Raw genomic sequence first — 20,941 nt, 5'->3', positions numbered from 1 at the left:
AACTCATTCTCTATTTCCAGAAACACCCGTTTCAGGATCCCCCCTATCCAGCCCAGGCATAGAAAAGACAGCTGTGGAAAAAATAGTGAGCTCTGTCACTGGCCATTAATGAGCTTTTCTCACTCCTTTGATTGATTGCAACAGTACGGCAGGTGGTTTCTCTGCACCAATCGATGACCTCCAGACATTTCTGTCAGTCTTCAGACAAAAACTTATTGTAAACAAACTACCAATCTGACAAATAAAATTGGCAATACAGACATGTCCCAAATCCAAACTTTACTACGATTGCGAAACACTCAGAGAATGACGAGAAAGGCAAAACTCATGAATCCTGGCACTTGTGAATGACGCAGGGGAAAGGGTTGGATCAAACAACCCAAAGCTTCTACCACAAGCAACGACCTCCACCAGCCATTACACCAGGGCCGCACTTGGATCAAAGCAATAGAGCGACATAGACTAAAAATACAATTTAAAGAAAGAATTGGCGGGTAGCAGGAAACTATTTGGACAAACCTCAATTCCCTCGCTATCAATATGTAACCAACAAAACCGCAGGCAACAATATGGTTCACTACTCTCGGGAGTTCATCAGAAGATTACGCTTACGTCATCGTGGATATATCACACTTTTGGCAGCACAAGTTATTTTTCTGCTATTACTACCAGTAGCAGAGCGCTATCCGGCTTTTCAATCTTTCCTGAACATAGCCCTTGCAGGGGTAATACTTGGGCTGGTCAGCCGCTATACACAAATAAAAAAGCTGAATTCAGTTTTCTTTGGACTTGGAATCTTCGCCATTACGCTTGAAGCGATCTGGCGTTTAAGCCTGGAGCTACTTCCAAACCTAGGCCAGTGGCTTACACTTTTACATGTGATTACTTGGATTTTATTTTATTTTGCAAGCATTTTACGTCTAATAAAATCACTCGTACGCGAACCATTCGTAACTGTTGCTGTGGTAATGGCTGCGGTGGAAGGTTATCTCTTGATTGGAGTGGCCGGTGGCGTGCTGTTGACAGCAACTCTTGAGCTACATCCCAGCGCATTTGATTTCAACATTCTCACCAATGGTGGTGCAAATAACAACCTGGGAAGCATATCAAATACAGTTGGCCACTTTTCGCCAGTGTTAATGGCAGCAGCTTTTAACCTTTTAACCACAGTAGGATCTGGAGTTGTAAATTCGGGAGACACAATCTCCTCAGTAGTTGTCACAATCATTACCGTGAGTGGTCAACTGTATGTGGCGATCCTGATCGCCTTAATTCTTGGACGATCTCATTCTCGATGACAAGTTCGAAGATATATGGTCCAAAAGCTCACCTGTTTCGATCCTAAGGGGTGGTTATAGAGCAACCACCTGCCAGAGGATGCTACTGAAACCCGTCGCGCCAAGACTCTGTCCAAAGAAACAGGATCCGCATTTGAAGCACGCGCCTGAAACCTCCCCAGCAAGTAAGAAAAAAGACAGGCGTTTAGACAATTGATCGATCCCATAAACAAAGTGGTTCTGTTAAAGAATGCCGGATCATCGAGCCTTTTCTGGGTCGCCCCCAGTTGCCCCAGGAATTAAGAGCTTTCTCACAGTCTGGAAATTATTGACGACGACAGGGCTGAAAATTGGCTTCGAAGCAGCTGGTCGATGCTTCGAGTCGATCAGGGTGCAACTCTGCAGCAAGTCGCATCAAAGCAAATTGTTGGAGTCAGACGGCAGGGAATGGAGTTGTGAGTATTGGGCAGCACTAGAAGAGAGTTTTTAGGGCTACCCAAATGGGGGAGGCAACCGTTCTGAAGACCACCTGATCGGGTGAGGTGGAACAAGTTCAGTTGGGCGATGGTGAGTACATCGGAGGGAAAACCTCCTCTATTCACGGCAAACCAATGCATTTCATTTCTAGATTGTCAGCTGCGGCTTTTCTCGGCATCACATGTTTGCTTGCAGCTCCCAACCAAGCACAAGCAAATGAATGCTTCGGGCTTTATGGCTCTGAACTAAACACTTGTCAACTGACGCAAAGCAAGAAAAAAGCAATAGGAACGATCGATGTCAATCATAACTGTCCTGAGGGAACGCGTTATCGAAAAATCAAAGCTGGTGGGCTTCTCTTCAAGCGGACTGTGGCTGAAGGTTGCTTTACTGACTACCAGGCCAGCAATCTAAAGATCAATGCGCAGAGGGCATATGAAGCTCGTACCAGGAACAACCTGAATCAGATCCAATCTCATCATTGCACAACAAACTTAGTTGGCAATTCTGCATTTACTAATTGCATCTGAGCTGAATATCGGGAAACATGATGCCATTGTGGGGCAATTCAAAGCAATACTAAACTCTTGAAGAGAACGTAGAGTGCGTTATGCGGATACCACCCAACTCCCGAGCAACCAACTCAAATGGAGCACAACCCAACGAGAGCAGCATTAAGAACGATCTGACAGAAAAGCTTTTTATACGAGCACCTGCACGGTGATCAAGTCGCCTGCGCGATATAGGCTTTCGATAGTTATTAGGTGCTGAGAAAATAGTTGGCATTGTCAATCCACCACTCCCTCACCGATTTTGATTTCTTTCCCGTAAGTCTCGTAAAGTCATCTGTCGTCCGAGCAGCCTTGCCTGCACGGAAAGCATCGAGGTGACACATCACCTCAATATCTACATCTGATTCTGAAAAACCGGCTTCTGTCACCATTAGCTTCCGAAACTCATCTCTTGGCATGTCTTGATAGATAATGCGGCGATCAAGAGCCTCTGTGGCAGCAGTGGCCACATCATCAAAAGTCACCGCCTCCGGCCCAGTAATCACATATTCACAACCAACATGTGCATCATTATTTGATTCTAAAACAGCTATGAATGCATCTGTGACATTGTCCAACGCCACAAAACCAACCTTTGCTGCTCCAACACAAGACATCAACATGCTTTCACTTTGGATCAATTCCCGAAATGGTTTGAAATTGGTTTCCATGACCGTCTGAGGACCGACAACCGTCCAGGGCAGACCCGAGGAACGCATTAATTTCTCGGTGGCTAACCCAGCCGCACCAAGTGCGTCATCATGCAGCACTCCACCAGTTAAAAGCACAATCTTTGCCCCATTACCAGAGCGAATCATGGCCTCAATAACGTTTTTCTCTCGGACTTCTTTCTGATCATCCATGGGTGCATTGACCAGCACCTTGTCGACTCCATTCATTAATTTGAGCAAAGATGAAGGATCATCCATATCGGCGGGAATAAGTTCAGCCCCAGGTGCATCCAACGTTGCCAACCCTTTTTCAGATCGTCCTGTTGCCCTGACTGGCAGACCACGTTTGGCTAAGCCTTCAACAACAGGACGACCAAACATGCCAGTGGAGGCCATGACAAGGATCATCTTTGTTCAATCAACTCTACAAATTGGGATAGCAGATTTTGCAGCTGCCGGCACGATGGCAGTTTCATACGGCCCCAGACCGCTGGTCTGAGATCGTTTGAATGGTTACTCACTGCGCACAGGCAGCCGGCAGCGGACGCGTGAGACCGCAGAACACCTTCCTCGGCATGCAACAGCCAACCCAGACCGTTCTCCAGTACGGAGCGATCATCAAGCAGTCGCTCGATGATTCGAATCCATCAAGCGGCGTCGATGACAACATGGCTTCTCAGCCAATCCTTACCCGCCACCAGGCGGTTTTTATGGCCGGGAAATCATGAAAGCACAGGCTTGAACAAGAACTGAAGCAGGCCTTGAAGAGGGATCTGAGCGATTCAACAGGCGTTCACCAGAACCTCGAACTGTCTATACAAAAGCTGTGTAGGGGAATTCACCAGAAGAGCTGTGATTGTGAAAAGGTTCAGGGACAGCGCCTCGAAACATTACTCCTAACAACAATGACAGCTTCCAATCAGATCCATACAACTCATGACCCGTGGGAAAAGTGAAACAAACTTCCAAAAGAAGAGAGAGAACCAGATTCAGCAGAAGGTCATAAGCGACTAGTTGAAAAGCGGTGGCGAGAAGAGAAAGCTTATGAAGAGACCATTCTCATTGACTTTTCAGGTTGGGCTGATAGAGACGCAGCTGCAGAAACTGAAACTGTTGGTCATCGCGGTGGCGCGCATCCTGAAACTCCAATTGTAGTTGAATCAGATTTTGGCCCCCACCCTGCCAGATGATTCTCTGCGTTCAGCGCTCCGAAGCGATACAGAAACCTCAGTCACCGAAGTGACTAATTCCCTTACGGGAGAGACAATTCTCAATGCTAGTGGAATATGTCATAAGCGTGACTACAAAGTTGTCCATCCGAACGGAGATCTGGGATCAGGTGCACCTGATTTACTGACCGGAAAGACAGCTGATGAAAATGCTGTCAACCACATCGTCATAACAGTAGTAGTGAAGTCGAATAATAGAAATGAATCTGAAAATATCCTCGAAGCAGATTACATCTCCAAACCGGAAAAATTAATCGCGCTTAAGGCAGATGTAATCGTACCGCTCTTGACTGGCCAGCCTTTGATCGGTGATCAATCAGCAGGCATTGGACTTCAGGAGAGCTCTCAGACATCGTATAAACGGGCGGGTGGCGTTCGCATTGTTTATACTCAATACAACAGTAAACACTACAAAACGTCCACAGAAAGCCTAGCCAAGTGCACAAATTGAACTGCAATATCTGGCATGAACGAAAGGCTGATCACCAACATGCAGCGGCCTGATCTCAACCACAAGCCACTGGCGCTGTGTAGTTGGGTTGTCGATGGTGAAGCGACAGCTTTTTCCTTCCAGGTCGTTCATTAGCCAACCGAATCCGTTCCCGGATCAACCTTGGCCACTAAGTGACCAGTCTTTATTCGGCATCTGATATATCAGCAGTCACAAAGCCAAAAAGGACGGTAATACGAAAACATATAAGCCGGCTCAATAGTTATTGCGAACGCTACTTTGAATTAAGTCGACATCAAAGATTGGATTGATCGCGGGCACAACGAATTGATGGCTTTCCATCAAAATCAAGATACCAAATCGACGATTGACCTGACAGGAGAAGACTGAAATTTGGCCCCTCTGGACTCGTATAAACCCAGCGCCCACCAAAATCTCCAGGAAATGCTGCTAGCAGCCTGTATCGAGAAGATCCAGACTGCGGAGTTTTCAAGCGAACCTCAATGAGATCAGCCAGTGGAGAACGATGGGTCGATTGAGCAGACAGCTCAGTCACTCGAATCAAGGTGCCATCCTCGCAATCAAGAGAGAACTTTTTCGGCACAGCTGCCTGAACTTGCGGGAAAATCAGGAATGGCACGCACCCCAGTAGAGACAACGAAGCAATAGCAGCATGCCTTTGAGTCATCACTCCTCCAAAAATTTGAGTGCAGTGGCCTGCATGCATTTTTCCATGTATGACGATCAACACACAGGGGAGCAGGGAGCCTTCTTGGGCTTGGGCAACGATGGAGAAATGCCCTGAGCCTGCGTGTGTTCATCGATTGACTTTTCAGCTGTACCCGCACAGTGCGGGCAGGCAGAGCAGCCCCAAGCCACCCGCCCTCTTTACATTCCGCAATGAACCGCTTAACATTGGTTCACTAGTGGAAGCCTCATGTTCGGAACATCGGATCTCTTGGTCTTGGTCGTCAGCTTCGGTGCTGCTTGCTTCACACTCAGCCTTTACAAGGCAGCTCGACCGGCGCAGTGATCAGCCAATCGACCAGCTCGAAAGTCACAGCTTCGAATACGTCGTTTCCAAGGCTTTTCGCTCAAACACTTCCAAAGACCTTGTGTCTTGCCAATCAGCATGGTTTTCCTGCTGCTGATGTCCAACAGTTTCAGGCTCTACGGAACTTTGTTGGCGACTGACATCTCCAGAATGCAGGCCACCCTATGCGGAGACATGATTTCACTCAGGGAAGACTCAAACCTGATTGATCACCTCTGCACAAACATTCGGTCCAAAGAGCGTGCCTCGAGCTTGTATTCTTCAAAACCTTATCGAGACTGCAGCAAACGGAAAATCAGTGACTTGAATTGATGCAACCGAGACATACAAAATTTTTCACGTTAACTCCTGGGCTGACTCTGACTAAATGGAAAGTGAGACAAACAAAAGCTTCCATTCATTGAAATTGATCAACATCTTGATGAGGACAGGAATCTCCTATCAAGACCAATGGTGAGGGGATCTTCAACAGTCGATTTTTAAAAGTCATCACTGTCTTGAAACTCGGTTCTTTTTCGACGTTGCACTGGGAACACCAGCAGCATTGATGTCCCTTTCCAGAGAGTTGACATCGGCTTAAGTGGTCACCACTTCGCCTTAGCTCAACAGCGTGACCTTGAAGCGCGCGAACTGTCATCAGGCATCCATGCGAAAGTCACCGCTTCAAACATGACCGTTTCCAGCCAGCTGGCTTCTGCCTGTCCATCGCCACCAAGCTTGTGAATCTGCTTCCGTGCAACCCGCCCGGACAGGTCCTGAAACCGTACTGCTGAGGTCGGTTGCCCCTCTACTCCCTGCAACGTGAGAGGCGTAGAACGAAAAGGTCCCTCTCGGAGACACCCATGACTCAAGAACAACTCAATGCATTTTTGGTAAAACTCGAAGGCAATAGAAGCCTCCAGGAGACAATCAGAACTGCAAAGTCAACAGAAGAAGTCGTTGATGCGGCGAAATCAGCGGGTTTTGCATTTTCTGCAAACGGCCTCAATCAACCATCGAAAATTACAGAAGAGGAGCTTGAAGAAGCAAGCGGAGGACAGTTTGGATCTTACTGCATGTGTCATCATAAAACTCTCTGCAAAAACGATTCGGTTGACCTCTGAATCCATTGACAATCGAAAATTCCCGCCAAGAGCGGGTTTTTTTTGGATTAATACCTGCACCTTCACAATCCGTTGTATCCAAAAAATCAAAACAACAAAAGCAGCCAGCCATGCTGAACACAATTGCGATAGAAACTGTTGAAAACAGGATAAAATTAAATCAATACTGATGTCCACTAGTCATTAGCAATTTCGATGAAGACAACTTCAGCGCGAGCAATCAATTCTGTCTCCCTGGCATCAGCCCCCTATGCTCTGTTATTGACTTGCAGGATCTTCTACCACCAGGCGGGCAACGTTACCGCCCGCCTGATTTCTATGTGGTCTACGTAGCTTCGATGACGTTATGCCAGAGCATCCGTAACCACTGGTTGCATGTTGCCCCTCCAATGGCCTGGTCTGCACACGAATCGCAGCGAATGAAGATTAATAATGAGTGGTCCCATTCTCACCATTGGAGAACTTACTGATTTATGGAGCATCAAGACGCTTGACTTCCTCCATAAAATTGTCTTCACCATGAGAGTGCTCTCGCTTCTTTTCGTTGGGATGACTGTGTCGTTCCTCTGCACTAGCTTGCTTCAGCGGTTCTTTCTCACGATGAACAGGATCAAACCGTTCAAGATCAGCTTTGTTTGGGCGTCTGCCGCTTTGATGATGTTCGTTACTCATTTCAATTGATCTCCTTACGGAAGGTGGCTGGCCCCTGGTCCTTCATGAGTTCATTTGTCTGTTTGTCAACCTTCTTGAGTTCTTCATTACTGATCGTCTTGGCTGACAGGTGATTCACACTGCGATTCCGCTCAACTTCAATATCGAGAGAACCGGCATCCGATCGATGCTTGTGGTCATTCTCATGACGCTTAGCGTCCTGACTCTGATTCATCAAAATGCATGTAGCTAATTAGCTCATAGCAAACTCTGAATTCCCCGGCCATGCTTGCCCAAATCCTTCAATCACACCGTTTCCAGCCAGCTGGCTTCTGCCTGTCCATCGCCACCAAGCTTGTGAATCTGCTTCCGTGCAACCCGCCCGGACAGGTCCTGAAACCGTACTGCTGAGGTCGGTTGCCCCTCTACTCCCTGCAACGTGAGAGGCGTAGAACGAAAAGGTCCCTCTCGGAGACACCCATGACTCAAGAACAACTCAATGCATTTTTGGTAAAACTCGAAGGCAATAGAAGCCTCCAGGAGACAATCAGAACTGCAAAGTCAACAGAAGAAGTCGTTGATGCGGCGAAATCAGCGGGTTTTGCATTTTCTGCAAACGGCCTCAATCAACCATCGAAAATTACAGAAGAGGAGCTTGAAGAAGCAAGCGGAGGACAGTTTGGATCTTACTGCATGTGTCATCATAAAACTCTCTGCAAAAACGATTCGGTTGACCTCTGAATCCATTGACAAGCGAGAAGTCCCGCCAAGAGCGGGTTTTTTCTTGGGGATTAACGCCTGCACCTTCACAATCCGTTGTTTCCAAAAAATCAAAACAACAAAAGCAGCCAGCCATGCTGAACACAATTGCAATAGAAACTGTTAAAAACAGGATAAAATTAAACCAATACTGATGTCCACTAGTCATTAGCAATTTCGATGAAGACAACTTCAGCGCGAGCAGTCAATTCTGTCTCCCTGGCATCAGCCCCCTAGGATTTGATATTGATTTGCAGGAACATCAGATAGCGCTAAAGACACCAGTACTCAATGTGCGTTATTGCACCGGCGTCAAGAGCGAACATCAGAAATACACGTAAAACCTCAACCTAATCCTATACAGAAACCCTTTGCAGATGCAGGTATTTCACACATCAACAACTTCCAGAATTCCAGAAATCACGCTTCAATGCCTGGCAAAATGGAGTGCAATTGAACACTATGAGGGCGATGCATTGGTACAGCACATTCGACCCAAAGAGCCGGTGTTGAACCGTCACCAGCATGGCGGGCATCATTTCAAGCGTGAAGACTTAATGACTCAGCCCGTTATGGACTGATGCCTGCTTGACCTCCTTGACAATAATTCACAGCTTTGGCATGAATTCTGTTTTTAGTCAAACCACTATTGTGTAAGTGCTGTCGCTGATACTCGACGCACCTGTTGATCTCGTGGCTCTCCCAAGCAAAGGGGAAAGCATGCAGGATTGCGACTGATCCGAAAAAAATTGCGATTAGCTCGCCTTCTTTAAAATTCATTGCAGTGGTTTTACCCCACTGCATGCTATGTGAAGCGGCTGAGATGTCTGATCAACTCATCACCTGGGAGGGAATCGCTTCCACCCGACTGTTTGTTGCACGTGCTCATAGCAATCGAAGGATTTATGACTGAGCATCCGGCGCAAAAAACAACTGAGCTTGAAAATGTAAATCTCTTGCGTGGGAAGGATGACAAACGACCAAATATTATTTCAAAGCGCTTTAAGACGTTTCTCACCAGAAAAGATCGCACTGAGAGCAGAAAGCATAATAAAAAATATGCCGATCCACTGGTAGTGATCGAGGTGAACATCGAACAGCCAAGACTCTGCAAAAGCGACAATTGGCAAGTTAAGTAATAATATATTCCTAAAAGTCACCGGTGGCAAAGCAAACGCAGTCTTTGAAGCTGTAAAACTCTCTAGCATTTTCAGGCATCCAGTAGCAAGCAACAACACCCAGAGCACTGCCAATGCAGGGTAGGGGGCCGCAGGCAATCGTGAAATCAAAATCAGCCCAAAACACGCAAAAACTACCTTACTGAGCTGCTTGGAGAAGACAACTTCTTTTGCATTAACGATTCCGCGCATTCTGCCGGTCAATATGACGGCATTCGTACCAAATATCAGCGTAAAAACGCCAAACAACAAACCAATAAAGGAAAATGATTGGAGCTTCACTCCTAAAACAAGGAAAGCCCCAACAACAGCAAAAATGACAGCCAAAACCTCTAGGAGCAGGGGCGACCTTGCTTCAATACCACATGTTCGGAGCAACAGTGTCACAGAAGAAAGCCCGATAAACATCGTCGCAATAGATGTCGGCAAATAATTGATGCTGAGCAGGATAGAAAAATTATACAACCCACTCAATAAAGCCATTAAAATGACCAGCCTCCACTGCTTATGATCCCAGCTTTTATAGACATTAGATCGCTTGACAACAGAGGGAATTAAGGCAACAATTCCAACACCTGAAGCAAGCAACAACCATGGCGCAGAAAAGTGCGCAAGAAGATATTTAGACAAGACAATATAGAAGCTAAAAACAAAGCAAGTAGAGATTCCCCAGATCAGCCCCCGAACCACGGTATCGGTAACAACTGGAGACAGAATACAATAACCCTAAAGCAATCGATCATTTCACAAAGGCTTCCAAAAAAGACAAAAGCCAAGCAACACAAATATCAATCACAAATAACAGAGGTCATGGCCATCAATATTTAAGCGTGGAGTGGTTGATAATGACTTGAAGGTGAAATTGCCCATCGCGAAAAATCAGCCATTAGTCCTCTGTCTACACCAGAGGCTTCTTCGGCAAGTCAGGGCCTGACTTGCTAATCCAACTGACGCATTGAGAGCAACAGTTCGAAAACAAACTCGTAGTCGATACAGCTCAGCATCTGCTCAATGCATCCATAGGATTTGCTGTGCCCAATCTCAAACCACTCTGCGAATGCCTCGTCGCTCAGCTTTGCTTGCCAGTCCAGAGCATCTCGCCGTATCCAGGCTGAGACCTCTTCCGAGGTTTGACAACGCAGCAGCTCTTCGGCGGCTGCATCGTTGATCAAGTCAACGATGATCAGGGCATAACGATAAGTGGCTTCTTCAAGCTCTCCATTCCCCGACGAGTGTTCGATGTCGTGAAGGGCCTGAGATCGGTTCATGCATGTGCTCCAGGCTTCTTCCCTACCTCGCTACCCCACAGCCAACGAGCTCGTTAAGAGGCAGCACTGACCAATTGCTCTGGAGACCCTACCTACAGCAACTGCATCAGTGGTTCTTTGAGGGCCGTAGGTAGCCCAGTTGCTCATTAGCCAAGGGATAGCCTCAAGGCCTATGCCAGAAGTGGCGTATTCGTAAGGACGACGAGCGGATGACAGTCCAGCTGTGCCCAGACAGAACGGGCTGAAAGTTGCCATAGAAAATAAGATCAGCGCGGCAATCAGCATCTGAACACTTGCCCATGCCTGCGCAGGCGATGATCGAACAACATCTGCAACCTTTTAGATGGCACGCTTCATGATCCAGTGGTCCGCTCCCGATCCAGCTAGTGAGGAGTACGCCAAGGCGATTGTGGATTACATCAAGGGAGGCAAGCCCATGGATGAATTCGCCGGTTTCAAGCTGCTAGCGCGCCAGATCCACCCTCACACCGGTGGAGGCGTGCTGCTGGTGGAAGCCGACAACCTGGCAGCAGTGCAGAAGCACACCTATCCCTGGACCAAAGGCCTCGGCGTCACGGCTGAGATCATCCCCGGCCTCAGCGATGAAGAGTTTGTCGAGCTGGAAGAGGGATTGAATAAGGTCTGACCAGTTGAACCAAGGGCCGAGCAGAGGTGGCCCCAGGCTTCGATGGCATTGTTCCTGTGCATCCATCGAACCACCGCTGCCCCCAACAACGGAGGAGCCTGATCTCAATCCAAACCCTTGCAGAAAGTCCTCGCAACTTTAGGTACTTTTTTATTTGTTGAGTCACCTTCAAACGGCCCAAAATAAATCACAATACCTGGCGCAATTGAATTCGATTCAATCACAAATGAAGACACATCCTCAGATCATTGCTATGACGAAATAACAGATTACAAAACCATGTCCGAAGAGCAACTTAAAGCATTCAAGAAAAAGATCAAAAATGACTCAAAATTGCAAGACAAAATCAAAGCAACAACAGATCCAAGTGCCATCGCAGAAATCGCTAAAGAATTGGGTTTTTTGATTTCTCTATCAGACCTAGCGGACGGCCTCGGCATAGACGAACTCGATGGAGTTGAATGGGGCATTGACTGAAGCCAAGCAGCACAGAAAATATTCTGAGCAGAAGCTCGCCACAATCAAAGCATCAATCATGCGGCACAGTTGAGCTAAATTGAGCAGAGAAAGATCCAAGAAACTTTAAAAATGAAATGCTGATATGAGATATCCACAACAGGACCAAAATCAATTACAGCAGATTTTTACACGAAATAATTACTATGAGGCAACCTACCCATAGGAGAGAATTCGGCAGTGCTTGGCGGCACTCCCGAAGCGTGCCAAGGCCATAGATGTAAAAAATCAGCATCAAGCATGATCAACTGAAGTCACGATGCCACCAACTCAAGCAAAATATCGCAAGCTCCAAAGCCCATACTCAAAGCATTTCAATATCATTTTGCTAGCCTGGATTTAACTGAGCACACAAGATTGGCATTTATTGACGCATTGACAAAATACCTGTCAAGACCTAGGGAGATTTATTTTTTGATGATTTCATACCTATTTACGACAGCATTCAACAGGTCGCTTTCCCTGGCAGAGATAGAAGACGGCCGCACCAAGCAATTACTGATGGACACAAATTTTTTCTTAGAAAATCTCACTTCTCTTGGCCACCCGTTGAATAGCCTGTTTCTCCTGGCAACAGCTTATTTAATGGTATCTGGAGTCGTTGGGAGAAATAATCGATTAGGGAAGGACATTCTCGCAATCTTTTTATCAATGTGCTGGCTCGTTGAGCTGCTCTCCATCAACCTTCTCCTCATAGCTCCAATAAAAGATCCAAAGCTGCTTCTGGTGGAAATGTTGCTATTCCTGCCAATTATCATTGTCTCCTTTGCCTGGTGGTACTGGCGAATAAACTATTCATACTTCCAAAACAACGAGGCAGAAACAGAGCCAATCACATTCAAAGCGCCCCCGTCAATACTGAATTACCTATACCTTTCAATTGATACATTTTTCAAATACCAGCCCAGCTACGTAAGCTTCAACACTAAAAGTGCAAAGTCTCTCCATTTATTTCATGCAATTGTCAGGTTAAATATTTTAGGCTTAACGCTAGGTCGCGCCGTCAGTTTGGCAACTTCTGCGTGACAACGCTCAGGCTTGTCTTCGTTGAAGCGACCCAGAAGTATGCCAATGAACGCTTAGAAATCAATTTCAAGCATGAACGCAACCAAGTCATCAGGACGAGACTGACCATTCTTTATCTTCTACTTATGCAAAGGTGGTGAGGCCGACCACCACCATAAAAGGGCCTGCTTTCGATCATCAGCCACTGCGCAGGTGCAGAAATCACGTCGTCGCGGAAGCTACAGACCGTCCCTTCCTGGGCATTCGTGAGCCTGCCAATGCCGTTCTTCGGCGGATGGCAATCAACCATAGGGCAACCATTGTTTGGCATCCCTCCACTTTGACCAGTCAGCGGATACTGTTCGAGACGTTTCAGCGAATCCTTCCTAAGCCATAACCCACCAGTAAACCTGCAGCAGCTCCAAATACCCCCCAGTCAATGCAGCTCGTTGCGTGATGTTGAGCCGTCCTCCGAAAACGATGGCAATAGCGACAACAACAAGAAGCCCAGATGTGGCACGACGGCATCAATACTTTGATGCTTCGCTGTCTTGCCAGTCGACTGATGCTTTTTCAACTTGCCTGCAGCAGCGCTATCCAATTCACGCTCAATCCTGTTGATCTCGTCGTGTGGGCCTGCCATTCGATCGGAAGAGCTCCGGGGATTCTGGCCATTGCCGGGCGATCCAGCTGAGATCAACCAGTGGGTGAAACTTGTCGGGATTCGTTGAAGTCTGGCCGCGACCCGGACCGAACAATGACAATGTGCGTGATCACGGCATTCAAGCCATGGGCAGCATCAACAAGCGATCGATCAAAAGAGCAGTCATTGTTGGCGCGATAACTGGACTCATCGTCAGCTTGCTGAGTGATCTAGACCCAGCTATCGCCATCCTCATTGGTGTTGCCTGTGGAATAGGCCTAGGTCGAATCATCACGAAAATCTGGCCATTGCCCTGATCCATAACGTTCCCCCATCATCCGGCGTGAATGGGGTCAAACACCATAAGAGCAGCAGTGAGGCCAACCGCAATTGCGAACAGCGCTGCACAGAAAGCCTGCATCATGTAACGACACCACACGAGCCAGGTGACTGCGTAACGACAAACCGCGCAGGCTGGACAGCACTGGTCAAGTCGTCTGATCTACGCAGCGAATGAACAAGATTGCTGCCAAGAGAAAAGCCCCCTTTCGGGATCCACTGTTTTTGGTTTTGGAAGTTCCCTAACTATTGACGCGCAAGCAGCCAGTCCGTGTTGTTCGTTTAACGACTAAACCGCAACGATCAGTTCCTTCCAGCCCTCGTGCCTCCTCAGAAAATGCCGAGGGTCTTCTTCTTGCAGTAACCAGCACCGATATTCATCCATCCCGACTTACAGGCTTCACCGTACGTGGGTGCCACCTCGTAGTAGACGGGCGACACACAAGTGGTGCCGAGAGTGTTGACGTAACCAAGCGGGCACTGATCATGACCAGGAGCTTTGGGGATTTCCTTCTGAGCCATGACGGCAGGTGCTGTCGTTGCAAGCACTAAAGGCAGCAGTGCGAACAGGGATCTCTTCATGAACAGATGATGACTTGATGTCGCTGTAGCCACCTCAGTCAGTTGAGACAAGCCGATCAAACTGGCAGCTGATCGTTGTCCTCCACGCCAATCCCCTGGAGCCACCACCTCCAGAGAGAGCTGATCCTCAATCTGTATTGGCAGGAGATGGAGCCAGGCCCCAACCATCAGAGAGCGTCAGTGACACCAAAGTTTTTCAGTCAACACTCACCCGCCGCCCGGAAATTGTTAACTGCCCGGAAACCTTGGCTCTCCTTGTCTTTGCTTGAGCCGCTACTTGCTGGACTAGTGCCTTTGGGCTGTCCTTTGGCTCCCAGTAATGGTGGGGGGCCGGTCGCTTTTTGACCGACCAGGATTGATTCTGGTCAACCCCCCATCCAAGTGAGTGTCAGCACTTGAACAGTTAATACGTCCACCTACCTGGTTGCTGCATCGCCACCCAGGCTTCGATGGTGTTGTGCCTGAACATCCGGCAAACCACTGCCTGACTATTCACCAGCCCAGTTCAGGTGCGCTCTTGAGTCCTGGCAAAAGCATGGTCCGTTCACGACGAACTGTTGCCGGTGTGACTCCGAGTTCCGTGGCGATTTTGGTGATCAGTCCGCGTGGCCAGATATCAGGATGCTGTTCAGCGGCCTCATAGATGGCCTCATCCAGATCAATTTTTGCGAGGCGTGCACGGCGGCTTTGCTCTGCAGTGAAACCGGGTCGAAGGACAGTTGCTGTCATGAGTACCACTAGGTGGAACCCCTTAGGTCTATGGCCGCTAGATGCTTCACGAAAGGGTGACAGCCGCCCTGGAAGGTTCGGTTTCAGGATCTTGGCTAGCAAGTTCCGTGAGAAGCAGAGTTCTCTTATCAGACTTCAAAGGTTATTTCTTGAAATGCGCCCTGAAGAGGAGATCTGGCCTGTTGTGCTGATTGCTGGAAGCATCGTGGCCGTTTTGATGATTCTTGCCTTCAGCGATCCAGGGACCTTCGTGTGCGTTGGAGTCTGCGAGTGAATCTCAAAGGGCAGAAGTGAGTAGGAGCGGTTTATCTCGCGCGTCTGAGCACAATTGCCCGGGCTTCGATGGCGTTGTTTTGGCAGAAGTCATTGCAGAAAATCCCCCCCAGTGATGAGAGCGAGGCATTGCTCTTACGAGCTTTGGAGAGTTGTACGGTTTCGATGGGCACACCATCTCCGGGATCCACCTTGGAATCGATGACAGACCTCAAGCAGGGCTGTGATGGTGCTCACAGGGTCTTTCCCTCGAAAGGGGGATGGTGAATTCAAGCCATCTGATCGATGGTGAATTCAGACAGAAGAACGCCATGGAGCCCATCAGCGCCGCCATCGTCATCGTTGCCCTCGTTGCTCTGAGCTGCTGAGCTTTGAACTGTTGCCAGCTCGGCTGACCGCCATGGTTCTGGACTTGATTGGCGCGTCAACTGCCATTGACGGAAGAGAAAACTGATGTGAGCACCATTGGACGAAACGCCCGTTTCAGAGTCTTCACCCATGCCCCGCAGGCATTTACAAACCAGTCATAGAAAAAAAATCCTTGCTCAACGGAATTGAAAATTGCCGTTTATGCCGTCGATCGATGGTTTGAATCCATCCGGGGTGTCAGTTACAGCAAGGCTGCTCAGCCAACACCAACCGCCCTAACCACGGTGCGGATTGAGTGCCCTGGAGCCATGCCGTCACCAGCTTCCGAATGTACTGATTCCAGCCTGTAAGTGGAATCTGATCGATTCACCAGAAGCTCACCAAAGCTTCTTGGGAAAATCACCAGAGCTGTGTGGCTGGATTCACCAGAAGCACTGTGAGCTTGAAGGAGTCGAAGGCTCAAGACGCCACAAACCGCTGAAATCACTCATTTCAAGCCAATGGCCGAAGTCGTGATCTGTTCCAACTTGCACCCATGACGCACAACTCTCTAAAAGCACTTTGCTGCGCGCTAGTCATCACATCACTGCCTGGGATTCCAGCGTCTGCTTTAACGAATCAACAGCTTTTGAAACAACGTCTGATCACCCCAGCTGTGTATGTACTGCTTAATAGCCGTGGTGCAAACACACCAATCAAGCGATGGGAGGTACTACAGGACGCCTGTGGAGCAGGTCGGCTTTCTCCGAGTGAATGCGGAACCTCGAGAAGGCGAAGGGAGTATTGATCAGGTGGTCGTGAATCTGGAATCTATCCCCTCAAAGCCCCAACAAACACTGGGGCTTTTTGTTTGCATTGCACCTTGGGGTACATCTAGCCGAACATCTCTTGATCCAAACTGTCGCGCGCAGATTGTTGCCATGACGACTGACAGCAAGAGCGGCTGTCATGGCCACGTCGATAGCCGTGAACAGGTGGACATACCGTCCGATCCTTGGCCTGTGCCGTTGCTGAGTCGGGTTGATCACAGCTGAACCTGATCAGACTTTCGGCTGATCGGCGTCCTGGATGCCGCTCCACAAGGACATGAATCTTGTCCCGGCTCACCGCGCTGCATTGATCAATGAACAGGACCTGGGTCAGCGCTGTGTGTTTTGCCGTCTGCATCAACACATGGACTGAGAACTGATTCTCGATCTTTTTCGACAGGAACGGAGTCAGCGGACCGCAGTCAAGATTCGGACACTGTGGATCCTGTTGACCGATGCTCAGCGCAGCTGATTAGTTCCGGATGATCAGTTCCGGTTTCGATGACGCAGTCGATGAAGCTTGTCTCCCAAAGCAAACCATTGATCGGTCACAACAAACCAGACGACAAACCCTGAGAGTCCAACGAAGAGGGCAATCGCCAGAACCACCGCACTGGAGCCGATGAGCTGATGCCGAGCACATGAATCGAAATCCGGTCCAGGCTTGCAGACGGGTTCGATTTCTCGAAAACCACGATTCCCGCCGCTTTGGCCCCAGCCACTACCAAAGCCATTGGGGAAGTTCATCAGCTGAGCCTCAATGAACGGCTGTCAGCGGGTGGCAGTGATTCATGGCTGGCTCGATAGAGAGTTGACTCTGGTGGAGTCTGCCTCCTGAAGGGAATCAACGGGGCTGATCCAAACAAGGGCGTCAAGCACTCAGAAGCAGCCTGAATGGAGATGTGGTGTTCATTCTCTGCATTGATCATCACCAAAGAGGAGGGACGAACACTCAAGCTCCAACCAATCTCCCCCCCATCGACAGTGTTGGTTGTTTCCCCTGAACATCGATATCGTCCACTTCCTCAGCACCTGATCCAAGGCTGACCAGACGATCTGAGACGTTCCCGAAAAGCGCACCAGAACCTCATTAGGTTCGCACCAAAGCGATCGAGCTGGCTTCATCAGAAGAACCGTGATCTTGAAGAAGTCAAGGGGAGAGCCACCCCCATCATTCACAGCTTTGAAACCATGACGACGTTGAACAGCACATACGAAGCAACCAAAACGATTCTTTGCGCCGGGTTGATTAGAGCCACAACTTGGACAATGGCACCCGCTGCGGAAGCCAGAGGCTACGAGCATCAAAAACGGCATGAGCTGAGGCAGCTCCGTAGAGAAATGCGTCATGAAACTCGTGACTACAGACGTGCGCGGAGAGAATATCTCCGTGAGGTCAATCGTTACCCCCGCATAATTCCAACCCATGGATTTGGCCGAGGATATGTTTCTGAACAACCTGCAGGCTTTGGAGTTCAGTCGCACTTCTGAAGTATGAGCGGAAATCATGAAGCCACTCAGGCGAAACAGCATCCTCCGGAACCAGTCATCAGCATCGCAGAGTGCGTGTTTTTTGTATTGCGACACCGCGGAAAGGAAAACTTCCCTACATGTACAATACAGTGAACTCATCAATGGAGTGCGACTTATCCCTCAGGAAACTCAGCAGTTTCTCATCAAACCCTTATCAATCACTTACAACCAAACGACCGACTGATCGATCATGCTGGGGGTAATGGTTATGGATGCAATGACAGCTCTCTGCTACCTATCTGCTGAAGAAACAAAGAACTTTATTGACACCGTGATCGACGAGGGACTTACAAGCACTACAGAGCATCATCATAAACTTGGCGCAGCAGATGTATGGAACTTCACCCTCTCTAATGGTGAGCACTTCCAACTCTGGGAAAGAAGCCGTGCATTTGAAACCATTTACACCTACTACAAGCAAGGAATCGGCTCGATGCAATTCAAGACACTAAAAAGTGCTGTACAATCCATGAAAAAGTTTTTTTAAGGGTCAAGCTCAAGACATTCATTGTTGGTTGATTTCGCAAGTTTTTGCAAGTTACAGCATTGGGAAAGAAGTCACTTTGAGGCTGGATTTTTCGGAACCCAGGCGGTCACACCAGCTGAATGGTTGAGCTGATGTGATTTCTCACAGCAGCAATACGAGAGATCAAAACCGATGCCCTCACAGATAGCTTCGCCCTGCCTGCAAAACCCCCAGACAAAGTATCTGCATCTGACCAGGTCGGCTCAGAACTAGCTTCCAGCAGATCAATCTTCAGTCTGCCGGTTCTGATGAGGGCATCAGCAGCTTCATTCGCCTGAAGCACTGGGAACTGCTGAACGAAACCGCCGGGGAAGTCGCTGTGCGAAGCCACACGACGCAGCTGATGGATCAACTGGAAGGGACCGCACCATGTCCCTCAGGGCGGTTGGCTACGTCACTCGAAGTAGTGCGAGGCTGTGAAGCGGGCGTCCTACCCAGGAGGTGGAGACGAACAGGTGTCCATAGCGGTCGGGATACTCATGCTTCTCCCTCAACACCCGCTCTGGCATCAGCCATGAACGCAAGAGGTGATCTGAATTCAACGAAGATCGTCCCAACGAGGCTCTGGGTAAAGAGCACGGTCACGCAAAGAAAAAACAGTTGCTCGGCCCTCTTGCGTCTGCCAGCGAGCTTTCTGATGCAGCAACAATTCCTTCAACTGCTCAACGCGGGAGTCCACTAGGAGTTCCAACGCGAGGTTGATCAGATCGGCTTCTTCTCTTGTAATCGTTATTTGGCGTGTTTCTCCTGCCATTGGAATCGATCAGATGTATTAACTTAACCTCACTGTGAAGCCAAAAGCCTCGGCCGTCATCACCAGTCCCGAACTGTTCCGATGGCTACCCAGCGAATGCCGGGGCGGAACAAAGAACATAATGAAGCAGTGCGAAAGCTTCTTAGCAACAGAACTCCCGCCGAGAAGGAAGCGCTCGGCATCACTACACGATTTTTGATTGAAGCTGAAACTGGTGACACAGACTGGCTAGGCTGTACGGACAGAAGAGATGCCAATTAAGGAATCATTCGATTATTAGCAGCACCAACCACTCAATCGCCACAAGAATGAGTCGGGAAACTGTTTTTCATGAATAAAAAATGGACTCGACACCCTGAAGACATCACACACCATATGGTTCGTGCTGCAGTGGTTTTTGTGCTCATCACTGCAGCTGTCGTAGGTTATTGGGTTGTACACGACAACAAAAAGGGTGTTTTGGTCCCGACGATTGAACCAATGACTCGTCAAGCAATACCGAAAAAATCATCTCGCTGAATCAAACAACGTTGATCAACTCACCAGGCAGAAGTGATCAACCCCACGAAAAGCCAAGGATCCGGCCGCACTTCCGCATGACCCGCCTCCAGACGATCGCGTTGTGACTCGACCTTCACCTGACCACCTGCTGACCATTGCCGCAGAGCCCTTTGGTCTCCACAACCAGCAACCGCACCTGGCCAGCGAGGCTGTCCCCCTGAGCCGAGGCAACGCCCCTTGCTGCACTAATGAAGCCCCGCAGAGGCATCGCAGCGCATTGGAGATCGCGGCGAGAAACGGAGGATCGATACAAGGCGTCAAACGCATCACTTGGCTTCATCAAACACCAATGCATCAATTTCAGAACATTCCCCTTCAGTAGCAACCGTGACCAGGATTTTGTCGTTCGTAGCGACTGTATTCACAGAAAACTTACCAGGAGGCTGTATCCACACAGCACGTGTAGCCTCATACCCGAATCCATCGACCTCACCAATACGCAAGTCTCTTATAACACCGTCAACAATCTGAACATCCTCCCAATCACTGGCTCCAGCTCCCATACTTCTACTATTATCAAGATCAACCTTGAACACAATCGATACAGTCCTTGAATTCTCTTCTAAAACATTGTTTGCACCCAAGTCTGTTTTTGTATTGGCAACCTCAACTTCACAGCTTAAATAAACATAATTATCAGCGAAGCCGGGAGAAGCCGAGAGGACTAGTGCGCCAAGGAACGAGACAAATTTCATGACAATTAAATCGGGATCAATGCACTCATCAGAAAAGCACAAAGATTTACGTTTTTAGGCAGGTTTTTCCCCAGTTGAACATTAAAACCCAAAAGAAGACAGCACCCCCTAAAGCAACTTTCCAGGTATGACTTGAAAAAAATCCATCTCTCTCAATCTTTTTTGCTTTATTTTCATCAGTGGCGTAGTTAGCAGCAAGGGTGTGGACAAGCCCATATAACTGCAAACAAATGGCAAGACCAGCAACTCTTACAATTTCCGTAAACAATTGATTCATAAAAGACTTGAGGGG

Annotated in this window: 27 protein-coding genes; 13 read left to right on the top strand and 14 right to left on the bottom strand. The window is 48.5% G+C overall.

Annotated elements, in window-relative coordinates; translation table 11 throughout:
* The first annotated feature begins 509 nt into the window (after positions 1 to 509).
* Positions 510 to 1,298 (top strand): hypothetical protein, encoded by a 789-nt coding sequence (locus tag SynBIOSE41_RS14790; protein ID WP_186538597.1) that lies wholly within the window; start codon positions 510 to 512, stop codon positions 1,296 to 1,298.
* A gap of 521 nt (positions 1,299 to 1,819) precedes the next feature.
* A complete protein-coding gene (locus tag SynBIOSE41_RS14785) occupies positions 1,820 to 2,284 on the top strand; it encodes a hypothetical protein (protein ID WP_186538596.1) in 465 nt (154 codons plus the stop codon).
* Between the two features lie 230 nt (positions 2,285 to 2,514).
* Here SynBIOSE41_RS14785 and SynBIOSE41_RS14780 read toward each other — a convergent pair whose 3' ends face one another.
* Positions 2,515 to 3,372: an NAD(P)H-binding protein gene (locus tag SynBIOSE41_RS14780; RefSeq protein WP_186538594.1), complete on the bottom strand. Its 858-nt coding sequence runs from the start codon at positions 3,370 to 3,372 to the stop codon at positions 2,515 to 2,517.
* A gap of 113 nt (positions 3,373 to 3,485) precedes the next feature.
* Here SynBIOSE41_RS14780 and SynBIOSE41_RS14775 point away from each other — a divergent pair, with 113 nt between their 5' ends.
* A complete protein-coding gene (locus SynBIOSE41_RS14775) occupies positions 3,486 to 3,704 on the top strand; it encodes a hypothetical protein (protein ID WP_186538592.1) in 219 nt (72 codons plus the stop codon).
* Positions 3,705 to 4,143: 439 nt separating this feature from the next.
* Positions 4,144 to 4,656 (top strand): hypothetical protein, encoded by a 513-nt coding sequence (locus tag SynBIOSE41_RS14770; protein ID WP_186538590.1) that lies wholly within the window; start codon positions 4,144 to 4,146, stop codon positions 4,654 to 4,656.
* A gap of 295 nt (positions 4,657 to 4,951) precedes the next feature.
* Here SynBIOSE41_RS14770 and SynBIOSE41_RS14765 read toward each other — a convergent pair whose 3' ends face one another.
* On the bottom strand, positions 4,952 to 5,407 hold the full coding sequence (locus SynBIOSE41_RS14765; RefSeq protein ID WP_186538588.1) for a hypothetical protein: 456 nt from the start codon (positions 5,405 to 5,407) through the stop codon (positions 4,952 to 4,954).
* Between the two features lie 1,145 nt (positions 5,408 to 6,552).
* On the opposite strand from SynBIOSE41_RS14765, the gene SynBIOSE41_RS14760 reads away from it, so the two are divergent.
* The gene (locus SynBIOSE41_RS14760) at positions 6,553 to 6,813 is read left to right on the top strand and encodes a Nif11-like leader peptide family natural product precursor (RefSeq protein WP_074159359.1); all 261 of its coding nucleotides are present in this window, start codon (positions 6,553 to 6,555) and stop codon (positions 6,811 to 6,813) included.
* Between the two features lie 673 nt (positions 6,814 to 7,486).
* Here SynBIOSE41_RS14760 and SynBIOSE41_RS14755 read toward each other — a convergent pair.
* Complete coding sequence (locus tag SynBIOSE41_RS14755) at positions 7,487 to 7,699, bottom strand: hypothetical protein (protein WP_186538586.1); 213 nt, start codon at positions 7,697 to 7,699, stop codon at positions 7,487 to 7,489.
* Between the two features lie 245 nt (positions 7,700 to 7,944).
* Here SynBIOSE41_RS14755 and SynBIOSE41_RS14750 point away from each other — a divergent pair, with 245 nt between their 5' ends.
* Together SynBIOSE41_RS14750 and SynBIOSE41_RS17875 are read left to right on the top strand one after the other, a co-directional pair.
* The gene (locus SynBIOSE41_RS14750; protein WP_074159359.1) at positions 7,945 to 8,205 is read left to right on the top strand and encodes a Nif11-like leader peptide family natural product precursor; all 261 of its coding nucleotides are present in this window, start codon (positions 7,945 to 7,947) and stop codon (positions 8,203 to 8,205) included.
* A 5-nt stretch (positions 8,206 to 8,210) separates the two neighbouring features.
* Complete coding sequence (locus SynBIOSE41_RS17875; RefSeq protein WP_222930550.1) at positions 8,211 to 8,378, top strand: hypothetical protein; 168 nt, start codon at positions 8,211 to 8,213, stop codon at positions 8,376 to 8,378.
* Between the two features lie 837 nt (positions 8,379 to 9,215).
* Here the strand turns inward: SynBIOSE41_RS17875 and SynBIOSE41_RS14745 are convergent.
* The gene (locus SynBIOSE41_RS14745) at positions 9,216 to 10,091 is read right to left on the bottom strand and encodes an EamA family transporter (RefSeq protein ID WP_186538584.1); all 876 of its coding nucleotides are present in this window, start codon (positions 10,089 to 10,091) and stop codon (positions 9,216 to 9,218) included.
* Between the two features lie 248 nt (positions 10,092 to 10,339).
* Positions 10,340 to 10,669, bottom strand: a complete 330-nt coding sequence (locus SynBIOSE41_RS14740) for a hypothetical protein (RefSeq protein WP_186538582.1) — start codon at positions 10,667 to 10,669, stop codon at positions 10,340 to 10,342.
* A gap of 343 nt (positions 10,670 to 11,012) precedes the next feature.
* Between SynBIOSE41_RS14740 and SynBIOSE41_RS14735 the strand changes: the two genes are divergently transcribed.
* The 5 genes from SynBIOSE41_RS14735 to SynBIOSE41_RS17870 all read left to right on the top strand — a co-directional run bounded on the left by SynBIOSE41_RS14735 (position 11,013) and on the right by SynBIOSE41_RS17870 (position 13,796).
* A complete protein-coding gene (locus tag SynBIOSE41_RS14735; protein ID WP_186538580.1) occupies positions 11,013 to 11,315 on the top strand; it encodes a DUF3303 domain-containing protein in 303 nt (100 codons plus the stop codon).
* Positions 11,316 to 11,594: 279 nt separating this feature from the next.
* Positions 11,595 to 11,792, top strand: coding sequence for a Nif11-like leader peptide family RiPP precursor (locus SynBIOSE41_RS14730; protein WP_186538578.1), 198 nt, complete (start codon positions 11,595 to 11,597; stop codon positions 11,790 to 11,792).
* Between the two features lie 396 nt (positions 11,793 to 12,188).
* A complete protein-coding gene (locus SynBIOSE41_RS14725) occupies positions 12,189 to 12,857 on the top strand; it encodes a hypothetical protein (RefSeq protein ID WP_186538576.1) in 669 nt (222 codons plus the stop codon).
* A 544-nt stretch (positions 12,858 to 13,401) separates the two neighbouring features.
* Positions 13,402 to 13,530, top strand: a complete 129-nt coding sequence (locus SynBIOSE41_RS18185) for a hypothetical protein (protein WP_255475808.1) — start codon at positions 13,402 to 13,404, stop codon at positions 13,528 to 13,530.
* Between the two features lie 95 nt (positions 13,531 to 13,625).
* Complete coding sequence (locus SynBIOSE41_RS17870; RefSeq protein WP_222930549.1) at positions 13,626 to 13,796, top strand: hypothetical protein; 171 nt, start codon at positions 13,626 to 13,628, stop codon at positions 13,794 to 13,796.
* A gap of 352 nt (positions 13,797 to 14,148) precedes the next feature.
* Here the strand turns inward: SynBIOSE41_RS17870 and SynBIOSE41_RS14715 are convergent, their stop codons facing one another.
* The 5 genes from SynBIOSE41_RS14715 to SynBIOSE41_RS14695 form a co-directional block, all read right to left on the bottom strand.
* Positions 14,149 to 14,400 carry a hypothetical protein gene (locus SynBIOSE41_RS14715; RefSeq protein ID WP_186541282.1) on the bottom strand — a complete coding sequence of 84 codons (252 nt, stop codon included), beginning with the start codon at positions 14,398 to 14,400 and terminating at the stop codon, positions 14,149 to 14,151.
* A 492-nt stretch (positions 14,401 to 14,892) separates the two neighbouring features.
* Positions 14,893 to 15,129: a hypothetical protein gene (locus SynBIOSE41_RS14710; protein WP_186538573.1), complete on the bottom strand. Its 237-nt coding sequence runs from the start codon at positions 15,127 to 15,129 to the stop codon at positions 14,893 to 14,895.
* Between the two features lie 305 nt (positions 15,130 to 15,434).
* Positions 15,435 to 15,617 (bottom strand): hypothetical protein, encoded by a 183-nt coding sequence (locus SynBIOSE41_RS14705; RefSeq protein ID WP_186538571.1) that lies wholly within the window; start codon positions 15,615 to 15,617, stop codon positions 15,435 to 15,437.
* A gap of 54 nt (positions 15,618 to 15,671) precedes the next feature.
* Entirely contained in the window at positions 15,672 to 15,902 is a 231-nt protein-coding gene (locus SynBIOSE41_RS14700; RefSeq protein ID WP_186538569.1) for a hypothetical protein, read from the bottom strand.
* Between the two features lie 1,164 nt (positions 15,903 to 17,066).
* Positions 17,067 to 17,327: a hypothetical protein gene (locus SynBIOSE41_RS14695; RefSeq protein WP_186538567.1), complete on the bottom strand. Its 261-nt coding sequence runs from the start codon at positions 17,325 to 17,327 to the stop codon at positions 17,067 to 17,069.
* Positions 17,328 to 18,303: 976 nt separating this feature from the next.
* Here SynBIOSE41_RS14695 and SynBIOSE41_RS14690 point away from each other — a divergent pair.
* Positions 18,304 to 18,600: a hypothetical protein gene (locus SynBIOSE41_RS14690; protein ID WP_186538565.1), complete on the top strand. Its 297-nt coding sequence runs from the start codon at positions 18,304 to 18,306 to the stop codon at positions 18,598 to 18,600.
* 577 nt (positions 18,601 to 19,177) lie between these two features.
* Here the strand turns inward: SynBIOSE41_RS14690 and SynBIOSE41_RS14685 are convergent.
* The 4 genes from SynBIOSE41_RS14685 to SynBIOSE41_RS14670 form a co-directional block, all read right to left on the bottom strand.
* Positions 19,178 to 19,393: a hypothetical protein gene (locus SynBIOSE41_RS14685; RefSeq protein ID WP_186538563.1), complete on the bottom strand. Its 216-nt coding sequence runs from the start codon at positions 19,391 to 19,393 to the stop codon at positions 19,178 to 19,180.
* A gap of 634 nt (positions 19,394 to 20,027) precedes the next feature.
* Complete coding sequence (locus tag SynBIOSE41_RS14680; RefSeq protein ID WP_186538561.1) at positions 20,028 to 20,234, bottom strand: hypothetical protein; 207 nt, start codon at positions 20,232 to 20,234, stop codon at positions 20,028 to 20,030.
* The gene (locus SynBIOSE41_RS14675) at positions 20,221 to 20,649 is read right to left on the bottom strand and encodes a hypothetical protein (protein WP_186538560.1); all 429 of its coding nucleotides are present in this window, start codon (positions 20,647 to 20,649) and stop codon (positions 20,221 to 20,223) included. Before SynBIOSE41_RS14675 ends, SynBIOSE41_RS14680 begins: the two co-directional genes overlap by 14 nt.
* A gap of 46 nt (positions 20,650 to 20,695) precedes the next feature.
* Positions 20,696 to 20,917: a hypothetical protein gene (locus SynBIOSE41_RS14670; RefSeq protein ID WP_222930548.1), complete on the bottom strand. Its 222-nt coding sequence runs from the start codon at positions 20,915 to 20,917 to the stop codon at positions 20,696 to 20,698.
* Between the last annotated feature and the right edge of the window lie 24 nt (positions 20,918 to 20,941).

The organism is Synechococcus sp. BIOS-E4-1 (assembly GCF_014279995.1).
GTDB lineage: Bacteria > Cyanobacteriota > Cyanobacteriia > PCC-6307 > Cyanobiaceae > Synechococcus_C.
The sequence above is the reverse complement of the archived record's forward strand: the minus strand, read 5'-3'. Positions and strand labels throughout refer to the sequence as shown.